This window comes from Shewanella sp. UCD-KL12 (assembly GCF_001957125.1).
Taxonomy (GTDB): Bacteria; Pseudomonadota; Gammaproteobacteria; order Enterobacterales; family Shewanellaceae; genus Shewanella.
The window spans coordinates 212,636-235,835 of sequence record NZ_MPHJ01000007.1 but is presented as its reverse complement, the minus strand read 5'-3'; the positions used below and the strand labels follow the sequence as shown (position 1 = coordinate 235,835).

Genomic DNA, 23,200 nt, shown 5'->3' with positions numbered 1-23,200 from the left:
GCCCTAAAAGTGTTACACCTTAAACTTCTTCATCTATTGATTCAGCAGGCTTTGGACGTGACACCATATACAAGCGAAATAGTGCGACGTTTACAAATAGCCCCATGAAAGCAATAAACACTTCGACAATAAGCTGAAGTGGCACACCGACAGATTGCACAAGAGCTGAGAGAGAGCCGCCAACCAGTGACAGAGGAATGTATAACATCAACACCATCAAAGTTTTAAATGCGATTGGGCCACTGAATTTGAAACTGGCTTTAATCGCTTCGAACGGTGTTAAACGCTCAACAATAATCATAAAGTTTACAAAAGCTAATCGAGCAAATATGTAGATACTCATGGTTAAGCCTATCAACCACAGAGGACCAAAAGCGGCAAATATCATCACTGGAGCCAAAATAGCTAAACCAGAAAAAACACCAGCCAACAATAAACCAGGCACAAAGTTTAAACTGGTTTTCAATATCAATAATGTACTCGCTTCATGACCTTGAGATCGGATCTCCAAGAAGATGGTCAACGCGGCAATTAAAAGCGAAAATACCAGCAATAGGGCCATCATTGCAGCCATGTGTGAACCACCAAATTGAGGGTTCTCTATATCGGCACTTCCAATCTCCATACCTAGCCATAACTGAATACCAACTTGAATAAACAGAATCGGTACAGTTAAGGCCGCTAACTGGCTAATATGATTACGAAAGAAGTTAAAAGCTTCTGTTAATATCGCAGACAATGACATGCGTGTTTCCAATAGATAATTAAAAAAGCAAAACAGGGCTCACAGGATACCGAAATTTGATATTTTTTGCACCGACGAATGCTTGATTACCTCAGCCACTTGGTAAAATAGATGCAAAATTAATGTTAAAAAAGCTAGAATATGGACAAGAGTCAAACTAATACACCATTGGAAGGGAAAAAATGAAATTATCTGCTGTTATTGGTCTCATCATTACGAGTGTATCTTTAAGCTTACCTGCAACTGCAGGGTGGTTTGATGATCTGACTTCAAAAGAAGAAACTAAGCCACAAGCGACTCAGACACAAAACAATGATCTAGTCGGTAGCGTTATGTCTCAGCTAGGACTTAATCAAACACAAGCGGAAGGCGGCCTTGGCAGCTTGCTATCTCTGGCAAAATCTAGCCTTGGAAGTGGTGAGTTCTCCTCTATCGCTAGTGCGATTCCAGGTATCGATGGACTCTTATCTGCAGCTCCAGCGGTAGACAATGACTCAGGAATGTCTGGCCTACTTTCAAAAGCTGGTGATCTGGGTAGCTCTCTACAAGGTGGTGCTCAAGTTTATGATGCGTTTGAAAAGCTAGGTATCTCTAAAGAGCTTGCTGCACCTATGGTTGATATAGTGAAAGGTTATTTAGATGCAAATGCGGGCGATGGAACCACTGACCTTCTGATGAAAGGACTGGGCGCTATCCTTTAAGTTGTTAAATCAATGAGACGAGCTGTCGCTGAATTGATGATGACCTTCTACGATCTGACTCATATTGGAACTCTTCCGTTCAGCGTCACTCTAAGAGTTGATGCTCACTCAATCATTTAGTAGGTAAATAGATGCTGGCCAAACTAAAACAATTTCTTAATTCACACTCCCAAGCTGTTTCTCCTGAAGAGAAGGCCCATCAACTCAAGTTAGCCTCTGTAAGCTTACTGCTTGAAGTCGTTTTTGCAGATGAGACATTAGAAGATGAGGAAGCGAGTCTACTTCCTGAGCTGCTTACCAACTCATTTTCTCTAACACTCGCTGAAGCCAATGAACTCATTGCTGAAGCGAAAAAGATTCAGGGTGACTCCACGTCCCTTTATGAGTTTACCAAAGAGATTAATGAGCAATGCAGTGTTGAGCAAAAGCAGAAATTGATACTGTCGATGTGGAAAATGGCTTATGCAGATGGCCAACTTTGCCAATATGAAGATCAAATTATTAGAAGAGTTTCAGAACTGCTCTATTTAAAGCACAGCGAACTGATACAGATGCGTAATCTTGCTATTGAGAGTCAGTAGCATTCAATTCTGCTGGTAGTTAGACGATAAAAAAGAACAAAGGAGAGCACCGACGTACTCTCCTGAAACTATAACGACTAAACTTTAACGGCTAAGTTAGCTGTTTTGCGATATCAAAACCTTTTCCCCTGAGCGACTCAATTTTATCCTGCAGTCCATCGACTTCCATCTTCAGACCAAGAGAGATCGCCTGTTGAGACAACCAGCTTGTTCTCTCATTTTCATCAATCAAGTCCCAATCATCAATAATCATATGGGATAGGGCTAACAGTGCCGCCTGTTTCGAATAAGGGTCAGCTTGCTCTGGGTGGTTTTGATATTTTATCCCTTGAACGAGTTCAGAGGAGAATTTCCAGTTTTTAGCCAGCAATGCGGCAACCTCAGGCGACTCGTAACCCAATATATCTCGCTCTACCTGACACTTATTTTCACCACGCTCCACAGCCTCACGAATTTTGACTGACTTATCAGGCTCTATCGTTGCAATGAGTAGGTCGCCAATATCATGTAAAATACCGCAGGTAAAAGCAGTATCAGCAGGCGTATCGGAGCGCTTCGCGAGCTCTTGACCATACAGAGAAACCTCAAAAGTCTGCCCCCAAAACTCTCCGAGTTCGATACCTGCAATCGTGGGTACCGCGCCAATAACGGCAGAGGCTATCACTAAGGTTCTGAGGGTTTGCATCCCCAATCGAACTACCGCCTCATCAATAGAGCCAACTTCTCTGCTGCGCCCATAATGCGCAGAGTTCACTAAACGTAATATTCTGGCGCTAACAAGAGGGTCATGAGAGATCTTCTCAGTGATATCGGCGACTGAAGCACCGTCGTTATTGACAAGATCTAATAGCTCACTGACCGCCTTAGGTAAACGTGGTAACTCATCGATATGACTGAGTAATGCAGCTGAATCCATTCTATTTCTCCGCAATAATCTGTAACTATGAGTTAGAAATATAGGACACAAATTAAATAACTGCAGAGCTTTCGCTCATCAAATACTGCCCGTATTGTTGTGCGAAATAAGCATGATCCTCCAAGCTTATTAGCGGCCTTACCTTTCACTTAACGGTCAAAGCCGACTTCTCCTCTTAAGGCTATGCCGCTTGCAGTTTCTGCTTACTGAGTAGGTGACTCTTCTGCCACCACAAGATAGGCGCAACAATCAATGTCATCATCACGGCGTAGAGCATGTTCCACCCAAGCGCTATGCCCATCACAATACAAAAAAGACTACCAAGGCCAACAAGAGGCAGGTATCGCTTACTCAGTAGTTTAGCTGCAGCTAGCATAGACATCAGGTAAATAATAACAAACACACCATTTGTCCAAGCAATCAGATGCTCTAACTCCTGCCCAAGCAAATAGGTCATCACTATGACCACAGCCATTGCCAATAACACGGCGGACAGCGCTCTCACTGGCACCTGAAACTGGTTCAGAGAATCAAAATAATTTGGCAATATACCTTCACGACTAAAACTCCATACCAACCTAGAAACACTCGCGGTATAAACATTAACTGTGGCTAACCCACCAGCAATACCTAAAATTCCGATAATCTCAGCGCCATAACCCCCTAATAAGTTATCGAAAGTCACCACCATAGCTAGCCCACTGCTCATATCAGCCTCTGTCAGCAGTAGTAATCCGGTACAGGCTAGATACACTACGCCGACTAATACCGTCCCTATCATCATGGCAGGGATCATATCTCTCTTCGGCTCTTTAAAGTCGTTAGCCAAGTGAGTCATGGCCTCAATACCGAGAAAACTCCAAAAAGCGATACCCGCAGCTGCCATAATTAAATCTGACTCAGTACCCGCCTTATGGGAGATCAAGGCCAACCTATCTAGGCTTAATCCACCCGCCCCAAACATCAACACCACAACAGAAACGATGGCGAGCGTCAGCGCAAATTGCAACTTAGCTGAAATGTGAATTCCCCGAAAGTTGAGCAAAAAGAGCATGACCAAGAAGCCAAGCTGTACACCTACCTCACTCCAACCAGATATCGGAATCAAAGCTTCAACAAATTGAAAGGTCATCAAGATCGCAGCTGGCGCCCCTAAAGGAACAACGAGGAGGAATATCAAGCCAATCGTCCTACCTGCAGTACGACCAAATGCCTTCTCTACAAAATAGGCGGGACCTGCGGCATGGGGAAAAGCGCCAGCTAGACGACCAAAAACTAAGGTCACTGGAATAATCGCCAACGTCAGTAATAACCACGCAATTAAGGCACCACTACCCGCAATAGCAATCGTCATCTGAGGAAGAATAAATACCCCAGTCCCTAGTAAGGTTGTCGCCATGAGCCCTGCTCCCTGCCAACGCCCAATTGTTCCTTTCACTTGATCCATTTTCACCACATCCTATTAATGCATCTCTACTTCAGCTCAGCAAACACCTTCAAAGTGTCTGTACACACCACATTTTTTATCGCCTGAACACTTGTAAAAATAATGCTCACTACGCCACACCACTATTGGAATATGTTGCATTAGTATAGACTTAGCCAATTGGTCAAACTGTCGGACTTGCTCTGTGATTTCGACAAGAATACCGACAAAATGACGGCCATTGAGACTTATACCGTCAATTTGTTCGTTTGATATCATTTGTAAGGTGTCGCTTAAGGGGGTTAGTGTTTGAACTTCCACAAGTAAAGTGCTGCTCGTGAAGTGCACCTTGCTAACACCGGTCAACACTATACATAGGAGAGGAGCACAGATGGATAAACTGGACAAGTTCGATAAAGCCATTATTGCCGAGCTCAGAATTGACGCCAGACAGAGCGTGTCACATATCTCAGAAGCGGTGAATCTATCTCGCTCAGCGGTATCTGAACGAATTAAAAAGCTCGAACACACAGGTATCATCCGCGGCTATCAAGTGCTACTCAGTGAATCACAAAAAGAGGGGGTGTCAGCTTATTTCGAGATCCAACACAGATGTCCCCGTTGTGCCGATGTCGTCCATGTGTTTCAAGCGATTCCTGAAGTCATCACCTGCCGCGGTATCACTGGCGACATGGACTTGCTGGTGTATGTACAAGCTTCCTCAATGAAGCGCCTGCATGAGATCCGTGAACATATTGATGCTCAAACCGATATCATCAAATTAAAAACCCATGTGGTGATGAGTGAGTGGATTGATAATCAGGGTTAGCGAATTAGCCTTCCAAAAGCAGCTAATTTGCATTAACGAGTAGCAGCTCCCATATTCCTTTGACTACTTCTTCTGCCAAGGTGAAGTGAGTCTAACTGTTTAGCTGATAGAATCAGTCTCTCAGCCATATTCAATACCTTAGGATCGCTGCTCTCTTTTTGCATTGTTTGAGCATATCGCCTGCTAACTTGAATAGTCAGATGCTCTGCTTGGGAGAGCCCTCCATGCTCTAACTCCTTTATAAACAACAGCAGATAACAATCAAACAGAAGTAAGAACACAGACTCACTATGTAGATTATTTTTAACTAGTTGAAGCTTTTCTTTATCTTCAATCAGAGCAGCTATCACATGAGTGAGCGTTTCTATATTTGTTGCACCACTAAACAGCTCCCTTAACTCTAAGTCTTCAGCAAAGAACTCTCTAAGGTGCTTAGCAAATTCTGCCTTTTCCCATTGCGTGCCTACAGCAGCGATCACCCCCATGACATTTCCTTACTTAAATAAACGAGTGGCGACAGGGATAATGTTAAACTCTGAAGTTAATTCAGCTTGAAAATCCAATGCCAACAAAGCGATACCTTTATAAAAATCGGTTTGTGCATGCTCAACAGCTAGCGCTAAGCAGCGCCCTGACCAAGGCAGCATATGTTGCTGTATTAAGATCACCAAAGTGTCTTGCGCAGCTTTATTATCTGGCTCTGTGATTAGCTGACCTAACAACTGATCGATCACAGCATAAAAAAGGGCAATATGATCCAGTGGTTGCTTATGTGCTAACTCAAAGCTAATCCCGTTCGCTTTATAAAACGCCATCAAGGCAACGGTAGACTTATCATTCAGCAACTGCTCTTCACCTAGATATACTGAGCCCCACGGCATTGCTGCTGGCTCTCCTGGGCCAAAAAACAGCTGACCGTAATCCAGTTTTAACTCATTAATCTGCTCAGCGTTCCACTTTGCCAGAAAACCATTAAGCAGCGCTCTCCCCTGCTGATTCTCATTAGATTTGGTTAGTTCAGGCCAGGTCTCACCGAGTTTATTTTCAGCAAAACTGTCAATCGAAGCTTCACAGGGGTAATCCAATAAAACATTATGCAGCACTCGTGAAATAGCCTGCAGCTCTGAATAAGTATTTACGCTATCTGATATCACAATTACATCTCATTAAAAATGGCGCCCTATGGGCGCCATAAACAATTAAACTTCCGATAAGTTTAAGATCTGTCCTTCACCGCTGCCAGCTGGGCGGCCATTGACGTTTGCCTTGATAATCAAGTTAGGCGAAGTGATTGAAGGTGAAGGTAGCGGCGCAATATGCCCGTCACCATCGCCATACTTAGCACGCAGGTTATCCATAGTATCGAAATCCAGTGCTCGTAGTGGGCAAGACTCGATACATACAGGCTTACGACCATCGGCAATTCGTTCGAAACAGCCATCACACTTAGTCATCACCTTACGTTCACGATCTATTTGCGGTGCATCATACGGGCAAGCACGAGCACAGCTCTCACAGCCAATACACAGCTCAGAAGCTACATGTACTAGGCCATCTTCACGACGCTTATGCATAGCGCCCGTCGGACAAGCTTTAACACATACTGGCTCAGAGCAGTGGTTACAGCCAATAGACATATAGTAAGCAAATACGTTTTGCTCAAAACAGCCATTGTTACCTTTGGTCCACTCTCCGCCGCCATACTCATATACACGGCGCCAAGTTACGCCTTCAAGTGCAGGCAGGGTATTACCCTCTGGGTTGCTATTATTACGAATTTCATTGCTTTGACGGTCTTTGCAAGACACATGACATGCTTTACAGCCAGTGCACTTAGTGCTGTCTACATAAAAACCATATTGAGTTGGTTGAGTCATAATTAACGAGTCTCTTAAATCTTTTTAATGGCAACACGGTTGGTGTGCTGTGGATTGCCTTTAGCAACTGGGCTTGGCTGATAGCGAGTAAGTGTATTGATCGCCCCGCCTTCATCTATGATGTGACCTGTGCTGCCAACGGTATTGCCTGGGTTAAACCAAGCACCTTGACCTAATGCAAACACCCCAGGTGCCACACGTGGCGTAATACGGACCTTGACGGCAATCGAACCACGCTCGTTGTACATCTCAATTTTATCGCCAGAACTTAACCCGTTCTCAGCGGCATCCATTGGATTAACCCAAACGGCATCTTCTACCGCTTCACGCAGCCAAGGGACATTATGATAACTAGAGTGGGTGCGACCCTTAGTGTGATAACCCGCTAACTGAATAGGGTAATCGGTGCTAGTGTCTTCATCTTCATAACCATCCCAAGTGACTGTGTACTGAGGAATAGCTGTGATGGTGTCACCCTTAACGTCAGTGGTCGCCTCTTGATCCCAGTTAGCAGCGCGCCATGCAAGCTCGGCTGAATAGATCTCAATCTTGCCACTTGGGGTCGATAGGGCTGTTCCACCTTTGATATAGCTTTCTAGGGCAACATGATTGTCATTCATGTTCTTACGGAAGAAGCCGACCTCTTGCGCCTCTTTATAGGTCGCAGGGAATGCTGGTACAACGCCTAAGTTGTTGCTGTTATCTCTGGTCTTTTGATACAGCTCCTCAAGCCACTGCTCTTCGGTTTTACCTTCGGTAAACTCAGCTTCACAACCCATGTATTTAGCAATTAATGCTGCCGCCTCATACATAGACTTACAGTCCCACATAGGCTCAATCGCTGACTTCATCGCGGTGATATAACCCAGCGCACCTGATGCGTAGCTATCATTCACTAAGTCATTTGACTCTAACCAGCTAGTATCTGGCAGAATGATATCGGCAAATTTTGCCCCCGGCGTCATCCAGCAATCACAACTGACAATCAGCTCAACACCTGTTTCATCTTCTAAGATCTTAGCGGTGTTATTGATCTCGGCATGCTGGTTCAGCAGTGAGCTGTCTGATGCTGAGATGATGACCTTAATATTGGTACCTAGCGGCGCGTCTAAATCATCTGTACCGCGAACACCATGACTACGTGCCGTCATCGTTTCGCCGTTGTGGATAGCTTCAGACCAAGTAAAGAATGAGATGCTCTCTTTTACTGGGTTGCTACCTGCAGGAATACCTGAGCGTGACATACTGCTCATAAACGGTAGCTCACCGTTCGATGAACCTAAGGTACCTAACTTGCCTGTTAATACCGACAGCATATACAGAGCGCGCATGCTTTGCTCACCGTTAGCCTGACGGTTAACACCAGCGCCAACAACGATGTATGGCGCTTGAGCATTTTGTAGGTCGGTAGCAATCTGCCCAAACTGAGCCGCTGGGATACCGGTGATATTTTCTGCCCATTCAGGCGTTTTTAACGGCTGATCGGCGTATATACCCTGACTTAAAATATAATCACGATAGTTCTCTTCAGGCTTCATCACCTTAGCGTATTCTTGCTTAGTGGCATCACCGCTGGAAGCAAAAATCTCTTTTTGCTGCGCAATCGAAGCAGCATCGAAACCTACTGCATACTTATTGATGAAGTTAAGTGAGTTATTATCAACCCAACCTGAACTGATCATCTGGTAAGCAATCGCTTCAGCAAAGGCTGCATCGGTACCTGGACGGATTGGTAACCACTTAGACTCTTTACCTAGCATAGAATCTGTATAGCGAGGATCGAGCATCACCACTTTCAGACCGTTACTTTTCTGCAGTGCTTTAAGGTAGTCATAACCTTCGCCTGAACCCGACTGACGGATCTCACTTGGGTTATAAGCCACACCTAATAGGAAATCACTGTTTGCCAGAGTCACCGTCGATGAACCCGAAGTACTCCCCGTACCGAAGGTATGCTTAGCCGCTTCCATCTGTTGCGCCCAAGAGTAGTTTCCATAGGCATTAAGGCAACCGCCATTAAGGTTAAACAGACGGTTAAAACAGGCATTAGAAGCAAAACCATAGTAAGCACCCGAGCCGTAGCTGCGGAAAATAGCCTTGTTACCATGCTCAGCAATCACAGAGGTGAGCTTAGTACCGATAGTTTTAGCCGCTTCATCCCAGCTGATAGGGACAAACTTACCTTCGCCGCGCTTACCAACACGCTTCATCGGTGTTTTTAAACGATCGACGGCATAGGTACGCTGGCGCAATGAACGACCGCGAGCACAGGCTCGTACCTGATAAATATCATCACCATCTACGACGTCATGGTCAGTTTCAACGCGGGTGATAACACCATCACGACTAAACACTTTAACTGGACAGTTAGAGCCACAGTTAACCAGGCAAGATGACCAGGTGATCTGCTCTTCACCTACTGGCGGCTTTGGCGGTACAACATTGGCGTCATCTGAACTGGTTTTACAACCTGTTACGCTTGCTGCACAACCCATGGCTGCACTCATTTTTAAGAAACTTCTACGTTCCATTAATATTTCCTCTTACGATTGCTCTAACGCAACAAATAGCTAAACGACAACATCACTTGGTGCGCGTTATAGTCATGATTAAGCTCACCTAACGTGGTTAGCCCCGGCACAGTATTGGTCGCGACTTGAGCCGCATCTGTGTCGTAATAACGTTCATATTGATAACTCAGTTTCAATGCCATCTGCTTGCTCAAGGCATAGTTGGCATACATACGCACGCTGTGGTTATAGGAGAAGTAATCACCATATGGCTGGCTGCCATTAGTCGTGACAAGGCTGCCTCCGACCGAGGTGTCATTGATTGAATTGCTAAACAGGTAATCACCACCTAGGGTGAGTTGGTCCTGCATCAGGCCGCCATAACTAAAGCCAGCACCAATGTTGATAAACTCATCTTCGATATCGGCGTTCCAGTCTGGGCTCGAGAAACTCTGGCTACCGGCTTGTGCCGAGTTGATCCATTGCTGACCCGCAAAACCATACGCCGACAGATGTTTGCTCATCTGCAGGCTTAAGTTGATGTCGTAACCAAAATCTTCTGACTCCGTCAGACCTATCTCAGTAGCGTCATAATCATCTTTAGCGTAGCGGCCGGTAACGTCGATACTCACCCAAGAGAGCGGCGTGTGATTCACCTTTAGCTCGACAGCATTACGTTTACGATCCGCAAGGTAGTACTTACGCATCAGCGCATTATCTTCAGAGGAGGTAACTTGATTCACTTCATAGTCTGAGCCACCACGATTACCATGGCTGGCTTTTAGATTGACATTGAACTTGTCAAAGGCTCGGACATTCAGCTTGGCCCACAGGCTATCTTCATTGGTCTGCTCGCGTTCACTATAGGTACGATCAATCTCTTTGCGATCGTACCCCGCTTGTAGGCGGTAACCGCTGGCGATGCGATAACTGGCATTGACCTTATAAGTATTGCGTTCAATATCCTGTGGCACATTTTGCTTAAAGGCGCCGCTTAAACCGTTGTAACTATACTGCGCGAACTCCCATACTGAGCTTTGGTTATCTCGCTTGCTGTAATCAACACTACCGCCTAAACGTAGCCGGTTACTTAACATCGAAGTCACCGCAAACCGGCCATCTAAAGTATCTATCTGTCCATCCCAACTCTGCAGTGGGTTGCCACTCATCTGAATAAGCGCATCGTCCTGAATCATTCGCCCAGTCACTAAGCGACCGCTCATCACAGTGCGGTTGAGCTGATACTGACCCGAAAGAGACACCTGATGGGCCTCATTATCTGGCGTCGCTGAGTAGACATCATTCATGTGAGGAAGACTAAGATCTGTGATGTTATTACTGTAATAACTGCCGAAGTAGCTCAGCTCAGTTATCCAGTTATCACCAGTCAACGAAGCGCCAGAATCTAACTGCTTAGTCCTGGCATCGACAGGTAAGCCAAAGTTAACCGGGCTTGGGGCAACAAGACTCGTCGATTGATGGCCTGTTTTATCTTCCTGGCTATAGCGGATGAAAGTGTTATAAATCCCCTCCCCGTAACTGAAACCTATGGCAGACTTCTCACGTTTTAACGCCAGATCGAACTCATTGGTATAAGGGCTGGGAGTCAACATCCCATTGTTGTGCCAAAGCTGACTCTGCACATCGCCCGCCTGATAACTCTTAAGCGATTGATAATCCAGCTCCAGTTCATAGAGACCAGATTTGCCCACCTTGAGGTTGGCAAAGCCATTATCCATCCCCAACTGATGAGCTTGAACTTGGGCTTGATAGCCAGTTTCATTTTTATAACGGATATCACCACTTACGGCTGCAATTGCACCATCTTCAGCGGTTCCCAGAACATTACCAGCATGGATATCGTCCACAGAGTTGTAACCTGCCGAGACAGTCACCTCACCGTTGTAGCCATTGGTCGATACACAGCGTTTGCACTGATACTTATCCATGTTGAGCGAGTCAGTATTAGCATTACCAACACCGAAGTTTGTCGCCATGGCCGAGCTTGATACGGCTAGGAGCGACACTGTAATGATATTGAGTTTAAACTTCATGATATTGCTCCCTATTAACGCTGCAGCAGGCTGCCTGACGGATGATTAGAACCATGGATCTTGCTGTGGCAGTTTAAGCAACTCTTACCACCACCGAACGCATCCATTCCTGGCTCTTGCACGACTCTGCTGGCATGACCATCAGGAGCATGACACTGCTGACACAGCTGAGGTGCACGGCTATTAAGCATGCCTTCATTAACGCTGCCGTGAGGGTTATGACAGGTAACACAGTTCTCAGTTACTGGCGCATGCTCCCACAACACAGGGCCACGCTTTTCACTGTGACAGGAGTAACAGGTATCATTTATGGTTGGTTTATTCAGGGCGCTTTCACTCATAGAGCCATGAGGAGAGTGGCAATCGATACAGGTCATCTGGTTCCATTTCAAAGGATGAGATGAGCGCTTGTTCATATCGGCTTTCTCTTTGGTATGGCACGAAGTACAAGTGTCATTGACGCTGAGCTTATCTAGAGCAGGGTCTTTAGCGCTATGCACCGTATGGCAGTCGGCACATGCAATCTCTTCAAGGTTATGGGTACTGCTATGCCATGCCATCTGTTTAGGATCGTTATGACAACCTTGACATACACTATTTTGCGCGCTCGCTGATAACTTGCTTTGAGGACCAAAGCTAATCATCGGCTCTTTTCCACCTCGGTTATGCTTTCCTTGAGGGCCATGACAAGCTTCGCACTGTAAGCCAGCCATTGGTGACTGTTCATTGCTCATCTTGCCGTGGGTGCCATCAAAAATGGCCATTACAGCGTCGCTTTTTCGGTGACACATCAAGCAGGAATCAGCGCCTTTCGGTGAATATTCACCCGCCGAAAACTTTTCAACTAATATTTTTTCAAGTTGTTCACCTGGTAGATGATTCCAAGGAGTAGCATTTACGCTAAGAGATAAACACATAAGTGTGGCTACCCCAACTAATACCTTATTAAAGAAATGAGAGATCATTAATCGAACCTTACATAATTAACACAACAATTAACTCACCACTTGAATAGGAGCCAACCAGTTAAGATGATCAATATTCTAAGGTAAACAACTACTAATTTATGATTGTTAAATAGGTCAAAAATGAATTTGAGATAGGTTCAATGAATAAACAAAAACTGTGAACTTAAACAGGTTATATTTATAAACCATCAATATTCATCACATAAATCAAAACACTGCAACCATATGAATAGTAAGGTTATGCAAAAAAAATAAACGATGTGTAACGAGGGGATTGTTAATTTACAAGCATTAGTATGTTAAATGTTGAATTGTTACCAATGTAACTATAAACGATAAGCTTCAAACTTTTTAAAATTAATTATAAACTGCACTACTTGCAACTACACACATGCTTAGACAGTCAATATCTAAATAATACCTACAACTTAGATATAAGACATTTGAGAGAAATGTATATTTAGTTCTACATCTAAATAAACAAAAATATAATTAACCAAGTTCAATTATCCTTGAATAATCCTAATTATATAAAAAACCATATACAATACAATTAATGCATTTCACTTACCTCTTTAATATTTTAATTAAACAGACAACTCATTATTCCAACAAACCATCACATCACCTGCCCCTTAGTAAAAGTCACCGCTTAATGTTTCACTTAGCCTGATATTAGGGCTAATTATTTTCCTTTAAAGTGAATAGGGGTACACTATGACTACAAAATCTCAGGTATTTATCCATGCAAATCGAAAAGACAGCTGAACTGAACTTGTTATGGGGCACGCTTATCCTCGAAGAGCTAGCTCGCCTTGGTGTACAACACGTATGTATGGCTCCAGGCTCACGCTCAACGCCCTTGACGTTAGCTGCAGCAAAACAGATAAAACTCAAACAGCACCTGCATTTCGATGAACGTGGCTTAGGCTTTATGGCACTTGGCTTAGCCAAGGCCAGCCAAGCGCCTGTTGCGATAATTACCACCTCTGGCACTGCGGTTGCCAATCTTTATCCTGCGATTATCGAGGCATGGCTAACCCAAGTTCCTCTCATTGTCTTATCCGGAGATAGACCACCAGAGCTTATAGATTGCGGCGCGAATCAGGCGATCATTCAACCTGCTATTTTTGCTCAGTACGCTAAGCAGATAAACCTGCCGACACCTGAGGTATCAATTCGGCCAGAAGCACTACTCACGACATTAGATGATGCCATTAGCAATCAGACTCAACCCGTTCATATCAACTGTATGTACCGTGAGCCCCTTTATCCTTCGACTATGAGTGCCAACTTTACCAAGTACCTCAGCACACTTGGAAATTGGCAGCATGCCTCTCATCCTTACGTGCAATACGGCCACGCTAAACAGCAAAGTTTGCCGAGCCAGGATGGTTTAGCGCGTTTTGTCCACGGTAAAGGGGTGATCATCGCAGGAACCCTTGCGCCAGAAGAGTGTCCTGAAGCATTAGTACTCTTGTCACAAAAGCTTGGTTGGCCGCTATTAACAGATGCCCAGTCTCAACTGAGACAGCACCCAAGTGCCATAGGCAATATCGATCAGCTTCTGCATCACCCAAAAGCGAAAGCTATTCTGCAGCAGGCGGAGCGTGTGCTTATCTTTGGTGGACGCCTACTCTCTAAAAGGCTGATGACTTATCTTGCAGAGCAGAAGTGGAAGAGTTATTGGCAGGTATTACCTCATCAAACTCGTCTAGACCCCAGCCATAGTGCTAAGCAAGTATGGCATTGCGAGCTAGCAACATTCGCTTCTCAGCCTTGGCCACGTTCCTCTGAAGTGAATTGGGCGCTAGAGCTAATCCAACTCAATGACAAACTTGAGACACTGTTTCAGCAACAGATAGATAATGGTGAATTCGGTGAAGCGCTAGTCATTCGCACAATCGCAAAGGCTCAGCAAAAGACTCAACAACTCTTTATAGGTAACAGCTTACCTGTACGCCTATACGATATGTTTGCCCCAATCACTCCAGAGCAAGGTGTGACTTACACTAACCGCGGCGCCTCGGGTATCGATGGCCTACTAGCCACCGCTTCTGGTGTCGCCATGCATAAAGGGTTAGCGACCACCTTAGTCATTGGTGACATATCTGCACTGCATGATCTTAATTCCCTTGCTATAGCGCGCACGGTAGCCAGCCCTTTTGTGGTAGTCATATTAAACAATGATGGCGGCAACATCTTTAACCTACTGCCCGTTCCCGATGAGAAACTCAGAAGCGAATACTATCGACTCGCACACGGATTAGAGTTTGGCTATGGCGCAGCTATGTTCGGCCTGCCTTATAATCAGGTCGATGATATTGAAAGCTTTAAAGAAGCCTATCTCGATGCCCTTAGTTATGATGGAGCCTCAGTGATAGAGGTCAGCATAGCCCAAGATCAAGCGAGTAGTCAGATAGCTAAACTCGCCTCATGGGTTAAACAAAACTGATGCTATCTCTCTCCACTCATGGTGATTGCAATAATCCAACTCTAGTCATGCTACATGGATTTCTGGGCAATAAAGAGGATTGGCAACAACTGCTTCCAGAGCTGACTCAAACGTTTTATTGCGTCTGTGTCGATCTACCGGGTCATGGTGACAGCCCAATATTAAGCTTGAATACACCCGGTTTTGCGCAAGTAGCTAATGCAATACAGCAGACTTTGCTTCAACTTGATATTGAGTATTATCACCTACTGGGTTATTCACTTGGCGGCCGTATCTCTTTGCATATGGCAGAGCTATTTCCTCAACATCTCTTAAGCCTTAATATTGAATCAGCCCATCCAGGACTTATCTCTAGCAAAGATAAAGATATCCGCATCAAGAATGACAGCAAGTGGAACGATAAGCTGGCCTCGCAATCAATAGAGGTATTTCTTACCAAGTGGTATCAGCAAGGGGTTTTTGCTGAGCTCTCAGCCTCAGCCAGACAGTCACTTATAGATAAACGCAGTAACAATGATCCACAAGCTCTGCAGTCAATCTATCTGCCGACTTCACTTGCCGTACAGGGCGAACTTTGGCAAGTACCCAATCAGCTCTCAGCTCCTTGTCACTACTATGTCGGTAACGATGACAGCAAATTCTTAAATGTAGCCCTTAAGTGGCAAACGCAATCATCTATTAAAGTACACCAATTTAATCATGCTGGGCATAATGTCCATCTGGCAGCCCCACGTGAGTTTTGCCATCAACTGATAAAGCAACTAACCGAGAATGCTAAATGATCATCTCCTCTGCACAGCTTTACGCCTATAAAATTCCCTTAGATAGACTACTTCCTGTGGGTAAGCAGCGAATTGAAACGCGCAGTGGCTTAGTACTCAGTGTCGAAGCCACTCAAGTTGCTGAAGATGAGCACAATGAGGCCAATACACGCTCAGAGCAGGTTGAGATATCGCCTCTCTCAGGCATTGATATTGACGGCTGTCCACTTCAAGGGTTTAGTAAGGAGAGCCTACAGCTTGTCAGCGATAAACTTGAAAGCATGCTTGATGCCTTTATCGGTAAGCCAATCGCGCATCTGCTTGATGCTGCAGAAACTAGCCTTTATCCATCACTCGCATTCGGACTTAGCTTACTCCATGCAAAATTAGCTGGCCAACTTGATGGTCACAGCCTTCCATTGCGTAACCTCAAATCCGTGCCACTCATCTATCGCGCTGCTGACGAGGGTACAGAAACACTCAATGAACGCATACGCTCACTGCCTCTGCATACCCACTCGGTAAAGGTAAAAGTGGCTCAAACCTCATTAGAGGAGGAGATCAGGCTAGTTCATCAGGTGTTAGCCATAAGGCCCGATCTCAAGCTCAGGTTAGATGCCAACCGTGGATTTACCTTAGAGCAAGCCATCGAATTCGCAGCCTGTATTCCACTGGCTTCGGTAGAATATATTGAGGAGCCATGCATTAATCATCAAGACAATAGCGCGCTTTTCAACGCTATTGAAATACCTTGGGCACTCGATGAAACACTCAATGACCCAAGTTATCAATTTAGTATGCAGCCAGGTTTAACAGCGCTTGTTATCAAGCCTATGCTGCTAGGTACTATTGATAGATTACAAGCGTTACAAAGCCAAGCGGATCATCATGGTGTGCGTACCATTTTAAGCTCTGGCTTAGAGGGCAGTTTAGGCATTGAAGCTTTGGCTAAGTTAAGCCGCATCATCACACCAGATGAGCTGCCAGGGCTAGATACCTTAGGGGCATTTAGTCAAGATCTGCTTATTGACTCCGGAAAAGAGCGCCGCCTCACACTTAACCAGCTCACTGAAATAAAATCTGCTAAGTAATGGAGCGCTTATGAGTTACAGTGATTCACTCTCTCCAGTACATCAGGCAGCACAGGCGCACCCCAAAGCACTAGCTATTAACTGGCATGCTCAAGGGGCTCGAAAACAGCTAGATTATCGAACGCTCAGCCAATGTGTTATTTCTGTAGGCCAACAGCTCATATCAGCGGGACTGGCTCCTGGAGACAAGCTCGCTTGTATCGGCAAAAACTCAGCTGAATTGATTGTGCTTTATTGGGCCTGTATCGATCAAGGAGTGTTATTTTGCCCTCTCTCTCCGCGTTTTCCTTTAACCCAGATAAACCAACTCACTGAGAAGTATCACCTCAATGCGATTTGGGCACCCGAGCTAAACAGTGAACAGCTAACAGCCACTTCACTTCAATTATCCTTCTCAAGCCCGGCGCTTTTTAGCGAGAAAAAACCACAAGTCATCGATACTCAGCAGCCGGCAAATATTATTCTCACCTCAGGCAGCAGTGGCTTCCCAAAAGCTGCTGTGCACAGCCTAAGTAATCACATTGCCAGTGCTAAAGGCTCTCGTACATTAATCCCACTTCAGCTAGGTGACCATTGGTTATTGAGCCTGCCCATATTTCATATTGGCGGATTAGCCATAATCAATCGCTGTACCTTAGCTGGTGCAACTCTGGTACTCGAAGACAAGCACACCCCACTCGCCCAGCAAGTTTCACGAGATGATATCTCTCACCTCTCCTTGGTTTCAACTCAACTTGTTAGATTATTGGAGCAAGATGCCAGTAGCCTGAAAAGAGTCAAAGCCCTGCTGCTCGGTGGCGGTGCAATCCCGCAAAACCTACTTAGCAAACTAGCAGAGTTAGGAGTTGTCAGTTACACCAGTTACGGCATGACCGAGATGGGCTCACAGATCACCACAGGCTTTGCCAAATCAGACGGTAGCAGTGGCAAACTACTGCCAGGCCGCCAGCTTAAAATTGTGAAGGATAATATTCTCGTTAAGGGAGAAACACTATTTTTAGGTTATCTCAAGCCCGGTACCACTGAGCACACACTGATAGAACGGCCACTCGACGCCGATGGCTGGTTCAATACTAAAGATCGTGGTGAGTGGAATAGCGATGGTAACCTTCAGATCTTAGGTCGCAGTGACAACATGTTTATCTGCGGTGGGGAGAATATTCAACCAGAAGAGATAGAGGCGATTCTAAAACTGCACCCTCAAGTTGAAGATGCAATTGTCTTCCCTCAGGCTGATGATGAATTTGGCAATCTGCCAGCGGCAATCGTTAAAGGTAACCTTAGTGCTATACACGAGTATGAAGCGCTAGTCTGCCAACATGCTGCACGCTTTAAGCGTCCTCGCCACTATTACTCTTGGCCAGAAATTGAAAGCAACAGCCTAAAGGTCTCACGTAAGCAGGTAATAGAGGAAGTTTTAAAATCCCAGAAACTCGTGCCTAGGAACTAGGTTCTAGCCATTAATGTTCCAGACATAAATCCCCTCAATCGCTGTCCCTGCGATCGGGGATAAGTATATCCATATACAAAAAAACCTGCCGTGGCAGGTTTTAATTCAACTCAATCAAAAGGAAGGTTAGGCCTCCATTCGACCTTTAAGTTTATTCATCGCATTCTTCTCAAGCTGCCTGATACGCTCGGCTGATACTTGATAAGTTGCGGCCAACTCTTGCAGAGTTGTCTTATCTTCATTTAACCAACGCGCCTGCAAAATATGCTGACTACGCTCATCAAGGGTTTTAATCGCCGATAAAAGACGAGCTTGATTGCTTGCTTCTAAGTTATCTGTTTCAACTTGAGCTGCAAGATCTGATGAGTGATCTTCAAGATAAAGCGCTGGCGCATAATCTTGGCTATCATCATCACTATCACTAGTTAGGTCGAATGCTGGGTCTTGAGCAGCCATTCGTGATTCCATTTCGGTCACGTCAGCTTTTGAAACACCTAAGTTTTCAGCAACCATGCCGACTTCAGCATCACTAAACCAGCCAAGGCGCTTTTTCGATTTACGCAGGTTAAAGAACAACTTACGTTGTGCTTTAGTTGTAGCAACTTTAACTATGCGCCAGTTTTTAAGCACATACTCATGAATTTCTGCTTTGATCCAATGAACAGCAAATGAGACCAAACGTACACCCACATCAGGGTCGAAACGTTTAACCGCTTTCATCAGGCCGATATTACCTTCTTGAATAAGATCAGCTTGCGGCAAACCATAACCCGCATAGCCTTTAGCAACATGAACAACGAAACGTAGGTGAGACATAATAAGCTTTTTCGCTGCCTGCAGATCACCAGTTTCTTGCAAACGTTTCGCCAACTCATGCTCTTGATCAGCTTCCAACATTGAGATGTTGTGTGCCGAATGAACATAAGCTTCTAGGCTACCGCTTCCTTGAGGAACCACTAATGCCATTGATTGCGTTTGATTTGTCATTCACGCTCCTACCTTTCTAAAATCTTACTCGTCGAACAAAAAATATAACTTACAAGCTATTCACGGTTATAAAAGACAGAGCTTACAGCCTACTTATTACAACAACATGAAAATATTTGTAGCGCTGTCCTCTATTTTCTATGAGGACAAGCTGATGAACTATCGGTGATCCGACAACTTATGTCAATACACCTAAGTTGAAAAATAATATTGAGGTTTATTTTTGCCTCAGAGCAATAGACAAAGCAAATGAAGATTAGTTCATAAACTCTATCTGCCTAGAGAGCATCACTCATCGCAGGGCACACCTTTTAGCCCTGCAGTGATTATGAAGGCTCAATTGCTCTTAGGTGATGACGTACAGAGAGGTATGAGCCCAGCCAACCAAGAAAGGAAGCTAACCCAACCAACTGACCAAGTTCAACCAAAGAGAGGGACTGCATCTGTAACTGACTACCATAGAGACCCAGTAATTCAGCGAGAGCAGAATCAAGATACCAAACAAGCAGATTGATAATCACCCAAGCCAAGATACCACCTATGATACCGAACCAGATCCCGGTATACAGAAAGGGTCTTTGAATAAAGGCTTCTGTTGCACCAACAAGCTTCATCACCTCTATTTCAGTTCGGCGATTCATAATCGCTAATCTAATCGTATTACCAATGACTAACACAACAGCTAATACAAGTAGGGCTGCAATGGCCAATACCGTACGCTCTAACAGCCTAACAACAGCTTGCAAACGTTCAAGCCACTCAATATCTAAACGACCAAAGCTCACTTCGGGCTCCATCTCTAACTTTTTAAGTAACTCTCGAGCGCCTGTTGGGCTTGAATACCTTAAACTTGGGGTCACCATCACCACTGCAGGTAATGGATTTGAATCTAGATAGGAGAGTGCTTCTCCAAAGCCTGATAACGTCTGAAACTCCTCGAGCGCCTGATCTCGATTAATATAATTCACATCGCTGACTTCAGGATAAACTTTAATACGAGTAATTAAACTCTGAATCGTCCGCTCGCTCCTAGCTTCATCAATAAACAGGGATATCTCAGCGGCACTATTCCAAGATTGCGTGATAGTCTCTGCATTCTTAACCAATACTTGCAGCGCAGCCGGTAAGCTTAAACTCACCCCCAGTACGGCCATAGTCATTAGCGAAGAGATGGGGTTACGCCATAATTCGCCCATACTGCCCATTGCATGTTGAATATGACGAATAAAAAACATCACAATGCGACCCGATATAGGTAGCTTACTTCTGACTAATTGAGGCTTGCTGCTCATATTATTCCCTGTGTTCCATAAGGCAAATTGCAGTTAACGGCTAAGCGGGGCAGAAGGAGATGCAGTCAGCTCCTCTCCACCTAGCACACGCCCCTGCTTAAGGGTCAAGGTTCTGTATTTCATTCTAGCGATAAGACCAAGATCGTGGGTCGCTATCAATACTGTGGTACCCGCATCATTAAAAGTCTCAAACAGCCTTAAAATATCCATAGATAGCTTTGGATCTAAGTTACCCGTGGGCTCATCGGCTAATAGTAGAGGGGGTTTATTGACAATAGCACGGGCGATCCCTACACGTTGCTGCTCACCACCCGATAGCATGATAGGTTGATGACGCTCCTTGCCATATAAGCCCACCATATCGAGTGCAGCAAGTACGCGCTTTTTAATCTCACCATGAGAAAACCCCTCAATGACGAGTGGCAGTGCCACATTATCAAATACGCTTTTTTCCATCAGCAAGTGATGATTTTGGAAAATCATGCCGATGTCTCGTCTAAGAAACGGCACATCTTTACGCGAAAGGTTGGCAATATTATGACCGTTAATCAAAACGCGCCCAGCATTGGCGCGTTCGATAACAGTGATCAACTTGAGCAAGGTACTCTTACCTGCGCCTGAATGCCCTGTCAGAAATGCCATCTCACCTTTTTTAAGGTGAAAATTGACATCAGTTAAGGCTTTCTGGCCACCAGGGTAAACTTTACTGACCTGCTCAAATTGAATCATCTAGGTTTGCTGTCCGTTGTAATTATTAATGAACGACTTAGCTCACTTGGCTTGGTCTCTTCAAACTGGCCTATTTATTATCTTCACTCTCTTGAGTGAAAAGGGCCTCAACAAAATCATTTGCATCAAATGTACGCAGATCGTCAATTTGCTCACCGACACCTATGTGACGAATTGGAATACCAAACTTATCAGCAATCGCGAAGATCACGCCACCTTTCGCAGTACCATCAAGCTTACTGATCGTAATTCCTGTCACGCCTACAGCCTTCTTGAACAACTCAGCTTGGCTAATGGCGTTTTGACCTGTGCTCGCATCAAGGGTTAGCATCACCTCATGGGGGGCACTCTCATCTTGCTTCTTCATCACTCGAACGACTTTCTCAAGCTCATCCATCAAGTGACTCTTGTTTTGCAAACGACCAGCAGTGTCGGCAATCAAGATATCGACATTTCGAGCACGAGCAGCCTGCAGAGCATCAAACAGAACCGATGCACTATCAGCACCAGTATGTTGAGCAATAACAGGAATATCGTTGCGCTGACCCCATACCTGAAGTTGTTCTACTGCTGCAGCGCGGAAGGTATCCCCTGCAGCTAACATAACTGATTTCCCCTGCGCCTGATACTGCTTTGCTAGCTTACCAATAGTGGTGGTCTTACCCACACCATTGACGCCAACCATCAAGATAACAAATGGGCCATCACTGTTTTCAGGTACCAAAGGAATAGAAACAGGCTCTAATGTCTTCTGCATCTCTTCACGCAGCAGCTCATAAAGTGCTTCACCATCTTTTAACTGCTTACGGCTAGCTTGGTCTGTGAGGCTTTTAATTAAACGTGTGGTTGTTTCTACGCCCACATCGGCAATCAATAGCTGCTCTTCGAGCTCCTCAAAGAGATCATCATCAATCTTCTTGCCTTTAAACAGACCAACAAAGCCACTACCAATATTTTCACTGGTACGCTTTAAACCGCGCTTCAAGCGGGCAAAGAATCCCTCTTTAACAGGTTTTTCCTGAGGCTCAGGCTGCTGCTCAACATCTGACTCTGCGGCACTTTCAGCTTCAAGGCGCTCTGTCTCAAGGCGAGCAGCTTCTACTCTTTCGGCTTCAAGGCGTTCCGCCTCAAGACGGGCAGCTTCTACTCTTTCAGCTTCAAGGCGTTCCGCCTCAAGACGTGCAGCTTCCACTCTTTCAGCTTCAAGACGCTCTGCCTCACGGCGAGCAGCTTCTACTCTTTCAGCTTCAAGACGCTCTGCCTCACGGCGAGCAGCTTCTACTCTTTCAGCTTCAAGACGCTCTGCCTCACGGCGAGCAGCTTCTACTCTTTCGGCTTCAAGACGTTCTGCCTCAAGACGGGCAGCTTCCACTCTCTCGGCTTCGAGACGTTCTGCCTCAAGACGGGCAGCTTCTACTCTTTCAGCTTCTACTCTTTCAGCTTCAAGACGTTCTGCTTCAAGACGGGCAGCTTCCACTCTTTCAGCTTCGAGACGTTCCGCCTCAAGACGGGCAGCTTCCACTCTTTCGGCATCGAGACGTTCTGCTTCAAGACGGGCAGCTTCGAGACGTTCAGTCTCAAGGCGTTCTACTTCAAGACGTTCAGCTTCAAGGCGTTCGGCCTCTTTTTGTGCCAACGCATCTTGGTCTTGCTGATTATCACTCACCTCAGTTGCAACTGGAGTTGTAACTTCTGCTTCTGGCGCCTTTACTTCATCTTTCGACTTATCTTTGCGGAACCAGGAAAAAAAACCTTTCTTTGCCATGTGTACGTCCAGTGCTCAACTAACGATCAAAAAATTCTCTATCCCACTATGATTTTGGGATCT

21 protein-coding genes are annotated in these 23,200 nt (G+C 45.2%); 7 read left to right on the top strand and 14 right to left on the bottom strand.

What is annotated here, in order from left to right; all coding sequences use genetic code 11:
- Positions 1–19 precede the first annotated feature (19 nt).
- Complete coding sequence (locus BM736_RS14535; RefSeq protein WP_076413444.1) at positions 20–745, bottom strand: hypothetical protein; 726 nt, start codon at positions 743–745, stop codon at positions 20–22.
- A gap of 182 nt (positions 746–927) precedes the next feature.
- Here BM736_RS14535 and BM736_RS14530 point away from each other — a divergent pair, with 182 nt between their 5' ends.
- Positions 928–1,446, top strand: coding sequence for a DUF2780 domain-containing protein (locus BM736_RS14530; protein ID WP_076413442.1), 519 nt, complete (start codon positions 928–930; stop codon positions 1,444–1,446).
- A gap of 131 nt (positions 1,447–1,577) precedes the next feature.
- On the top strand, positions 1,578–2,027 hold the full coding sequence (locus BM736_RS14525; RefSeq protein WP_076413440.1) for a TerB family tellurite resistance protein: 450 nt from the start codon (positions 1,578–1,580) through the stop codon (positions 2,025–2,027).
- Positions 2,028–2,118: 91 nt separating this feature from the next.
- Here the strand turns inward: BM736_RS14525 and BM736_RS14520 are convergent, their stop codons facing one another.
- The 3 genes from BM736_RS14520 to BM736_RS14510 all read right to left on the bottom strand — a co-directional run bounded on the left by BM736_RS14520 (position 2,119) and on the right by BM736_RS14510 (position 4,648).
- Positions 2,119–2,943, bottom strand: coding sequence for an HDOD domain-containing protein (locus tag BM736_RS14520; RefSeq protein WP_076413438.1), 825 nt, complete (start codon positions 2,941–2,943; stop codon positions 2,119–2,121).
- Positions 2,944–3,124: 181 nt separating this feature from the next.
- Positions 3,125–4,390, bottom strand: a complete 1,266-nt coding sequence (gene yjeH / locus BM736_RS14515; RefSeq protein WP_076413436.1) for an L-methionine/branched-chain amino acid transporter — start codon at positions 4,388–4,390, stop codon at positions 3,125–3,127.
- 36 nt (positions 4,391–4,426) lie between these two features.
- On the bottom strand, positions 4,427–4,648 hold the full coding sequence (locus BM736_RS14510) for a hypothetical protein (RefSeq protein ID WP_143562400.1): 222 nt from the start codon (positions 4,646–4,648) through the stop codon (positions 4,427–4,429).
- A 121-nt stretch (positions 4,649–4,769) separates the two neighbouring features.
- On the opposite strand from BM736_RS14510, the gene BM736_RS14505 reads away from it, so the two are divergent.
- On the top strand, positions 4,770–5,198 hold the full coding sequence (locus tag BM736_RS14505; RefSeq protein ID WP_076413534.1) for an Lrp/AsnC family transcriptional regulator: 429 nt from the start codon (positions 4,770–4,772) through the stop codon (positions 5,196–5,198).
- A gap of 32 nt (positions 5,199–5,230) precedes the next feature.
- Here the strand turns inward: BM736_RS14505 and BM736_RS14500 are convergent, their stop codons facing one another.
- From BM736_RS14500 to BM736_RS14475, 6 genes are read right to left on the bottom strand one after another with little or no spacing between them, the layout of a single operon-like run.
- Complete coding sequence (locus BM736_RS14500) at positions 5,231–5,683, bottom strand: hypothetical protein (protein WP_076413432.1); 453 nt, start codon at positions 5,681–5,683, stop codon at positions 5,231–5,233.
- Positions 5,684–5,692: 9 nt separating this feature from the next.
- Positions 5,693–6,352 carry a molecular chaperone gene (locus BM736_RS14495; protein ID WP_076413430.1) on the bottom strand — a complete coding sequence of 220 codons (660 nt, stop codon included), beginning with the start codon at positions 6,350–6,352 and terminating at the stop codon, positions 5,693–5,695.
- A gap of 45 nt (positions 6,353–6,397) precedes the next feature.
- Positions 6,398–7,075: a DMSO/selenate family reductase complex B subunit gene (locus BM736_RS14490; RefSeq protein WP_076413428.1), complete on the bottom strand. Its 678-nt coding sequence runs from the start codon at positions 7,073–7,075 to the stop codon at positions 6,398–6,400.
- A 14-nt stretch (positions 7,076–7,089) separates the two neighbouring features.
- Positions 7,090–9,606 (bottom strand): DMSO/selenate family reductase complex A subunit, encoded by a 2,517-nt coding sequence (locus BM736_RS14485; RefSeq protein WP_076413426.1) that lies wholly within the window; start codon positions 9,604–9,606, stop codon positions 7,090–7,092.
- 23 nt (positions 9,607–9,629) lie between these two features.
- A complete protein-coding gene (locus BM736_RS14480; protein ID WP_076413424.1) occupies positions 9,630–11,639 on the bottom strand; it encodes an MtrB/PioB family decaheme-associated outer membrane protein in 2,010 nt (669 codons plus the stop codon).
- Positions 11,640–11,653: 14 nt separating this feature from the next.
- Entirely contained in the window at positions 11,654–12,556 is a 903-nt protein-coding gene (locus BM736_RS14475; RefSeq protein ID WP_076413532.1) for a DmsE family decaheme c-type cytochrome, read from the bottom strand.
- Between the two features lie 796 nt (positions 12,557–13,352).
- On the opposite strand from BM736_RS14475, the gene menD reads away from it, so the two are divergent.
- The 4 genes from menD to menE are packed head-to-tail and all read left to right on the top strand — an operon-like array spanning position 13,353 to position 18,364.
- Positions 13,353–15,062: a 2-succinyl-5-enolpyruvyl-6-hydroxy-3-cyclohexene-1-carboxylic-acid synthase gene (gene menD / locus BM736_RS14470; RefSeq protein ID WP_076413423.1), complete on the top strand. Its 1,710-nt coding sequence runs from the start codon at positions 13,353–13,355 to the stop codon at positions 15,060–15,062.
- Positions 15,062–15,844, top strand: coding sequence for a 2-succinyl-6-hydroxy-2,4-cyclohexadiene-1-carboxylate synthase (menH, locus tag BM736_RS14465; RefSeq protein WP_076413421.1), 783 nt, complete (start codon positions 15,062–15,064; stop codon positions 15,842–15,844). The genes menD and menH overlap by 1 nt, the downstream gene beginning before the upstream one ends.
- Complete coding sequence (menC, locus tag BM736_RS14460; protein ID WP_076413419.1) at positions 15,841–16,914, top strand: o-succinylbenzoate synthase; 1,074 nt, start codon at positions 15,841–15,843, stop codon at positions 16,912–16,914. The genes menH and menC overlap by 4 nt, the downstream gene beginning before the upstream one ends.
- A 10-nt stretch (positions 16,915–16,924) precedes the next feature.
- Positions 16,925–18,364 carry an o-succinylbenzoate--CoA ligase gene (gene menE, locus BM736_RS14455; protein ID WP_076413417.1) on the top strand — a complete coding sequence of 480 codons (1,440 nt, stop codon included), beginning with the start codon at positions 16,925–16,927 and terminating at the stop codon, positions 18,362–18,364.
- Between the two features lie 126 nt (positions 18,365–18,490).
- On the opposite strand, the gene rpoH is transcribed toward menE, so the two are convergent.
- The 4 genes from rpoH to ftsY form a co-directional block, all read right to left on the bottom strand.
- Positions 18,491–19,351, bottom strand: coding sequence for an RNA polymerase sigma factor RpoH (rpoH, locus tag BM736_RS14450; protein ID WP_076413415.1), 861 nt, complete (start codon positions 19,349–19,351; stop codon positions 18,491–18,493).
- A gap of 326 nt (positions 19,352–19,677) precedes the next feature.
- Positions 19,678–20,643: a permease-like cell division protein FtsX gene (ftsX, locus tag BM736_RS14445; RefSeq protein ID WP_076413413.1), complete on the bottom strand. Its 966-nt coding sequence runs from the start codon at positions 20,641–20,643 to the stop codon at positions 19,678–19,680.
- Between the two features lie 33 nt (positions 20,644–20,676).
- Positions 20,677–21,372 (bottom strand): cell division ATP-binding protein FtsE, encoded by a 696-nt coding sequence (gene ftsE / locus BM736_RS14440; protein WP_076413412.1) that lies wholly within the window; start codon positions 21,370–21,372, stop codon positions 20,677–20,679.
- 70 nt (positions 21,373–21,442) lie between these two features.
- A complete protein-coding gene (ftsY, locus tag BM736_RS14435; RefSeq protein WP_076413410.1) occupies positions 21,443–23,137 on the bottom strand; it encodes a signal recognition particle-docking protein FtsY in 1,695 nt (564 codons plus the stop codon).
- Between the last annotated feature and the right edge of the window lie 63 nt (positions 23,138–23,200).

What these genes read in the sequence shown, in the direction of transcription:
- BM736_RS14535 (WP_076413444.1), bottom strand. Translation starts at nt 745, where the DNA reads ATGTCATTGTCTGCGATATTAACAGAAGCTTTTAACTTCTTTCGTAAT.
- BM736_RS14530 (WP_076413442.1), top strand. Translation starts at nt 928, where the DNA reads ATGAAATTATCTGCTGTTATTGGTCTCATCATTACGAGTGTATCTTTA.
- BM736_RS14525 (WP_076413440.1), top strand. Translation starts at nt 1,578, where the DNA reads ATGCTGGCCAAACTAAAACAATTTCTTAATTCACACTCCCAAGCTGTT.
- BM736_RS14520 (WP_076413438.1), bottom strand. Translation starts at nt 2,943, where the DNA reads ATGGATTCAGCTGCATTACTCAGTCATATCGATGAGTTACCACGTTTA.
- yjeH (WP_076413436.1), bottom strand. Translation starts at nt 4,390, where the DNA reads ATGGATCAAGTGAAAGGAACAATTGGGCGTTGGCAGGGAGCAGGGCTC.
- BM736_RS14510 (WP_143562400.1), bottom strand. Translation starts at nt 4,648, where the DNA reads ATGATATCAAACGAACAAATTGACGGTATAAGTCTCAATGGCCGTCAT.
- BM736_RS14500 (WP_076413432.1), bottom strand. Translation starts at nt 5,683, where the DNA reads ATGGGGGTGATCGCTGCTGTAGGCACGCAATGGGAAAAGGCAGAATTT.
- BM736_RS14490 (WP_076413428.1), bottom strand. Translation starts at nt 7,075, where the DNA reads ATGACTCAACCAACTCAATATGGTTTTTATGTAGACAGCACTAAGTGC.
- BM736_RS14485 (WP_076413426.1), bottom strand. Translation starts at nt 9,606, where the DNA reads ATGGAACGTAGAAGTTTCTTAAAAATGAGTGCAGCCATGGGTTGTGCA.
- BM736_RS14480 (WP_076413424.1), bottom strand. Translation starts at nt 11,639, where the DNA reads ATGAAGTTTAAACTCAATATCATTACAGTGTCGCTCCTAGCCGTATCA.
- BM736_RS14475 (WP_076413532.1), bottom strand. Translation starts at nt 12,556, where the DNA reads ATGTGTTTATCTCTTAGCGTAAATGCTACTCCTTGGAATCATCTACCA.
- menD (WP_076413423.1), top strand. Translation starts at nt 13,353, where the DNA reads ATGCAAATCGAAAAGACAGCTGAACTGAACTTGTTATGGGGCACGCTT.
- menH (WP_076413421.1), top strand. Translation starts at nt 15,062, where the DNA reads ATGCTATCTCTCTCCACTCATGGTGATTGCAATAATCCAACTCTAGTC.
- menC (WP_076413419.1), top strand. Translation starts at nt 15,841, where the DNA reads ATGATCATCTCCTCTGCACAGCTTTACGCCTATAAAATTCCCTTAGAT.
- menE (WP_076413417.1), top strand. Translation starts at nt 16,925, where the DNA reads ATGAGTTACAGTGATTCACTCTCTCCAGTACATCAGGCAGCACAGGCG.
- rpoH (WP_076413415.1), bottom strand. Translation starts at nt 19,351, where the DNA reads ATGACAAATCAAACGCAATCAATGGCATTAGTGGTTCCTCAAGGAAGC.
- ftsX (WP_076413413.1), bottom strand. Translation starts at nt 20,643, where the DNA reads ATGAGCAGCAAGCCTCAATTAGTCAGAAGTAAGCTACCTATATCGGGT.
- ftsE (WP_076413412.1), bottom strand. Translation starts at nt 21,372, where the DNA reads ATGATTCAATTTGAGCAGGTCAGTAAAGTTTACCCTGGTGGCCAGAAA.
- ftsY (WP_076413410.1), bottom strand. Translation starts at nt 23,137, where the DNA reads ATGGCAAAGAAAGGTTTTTTTTCCTGGTTCCGCAAAGATAAGTCGAAA.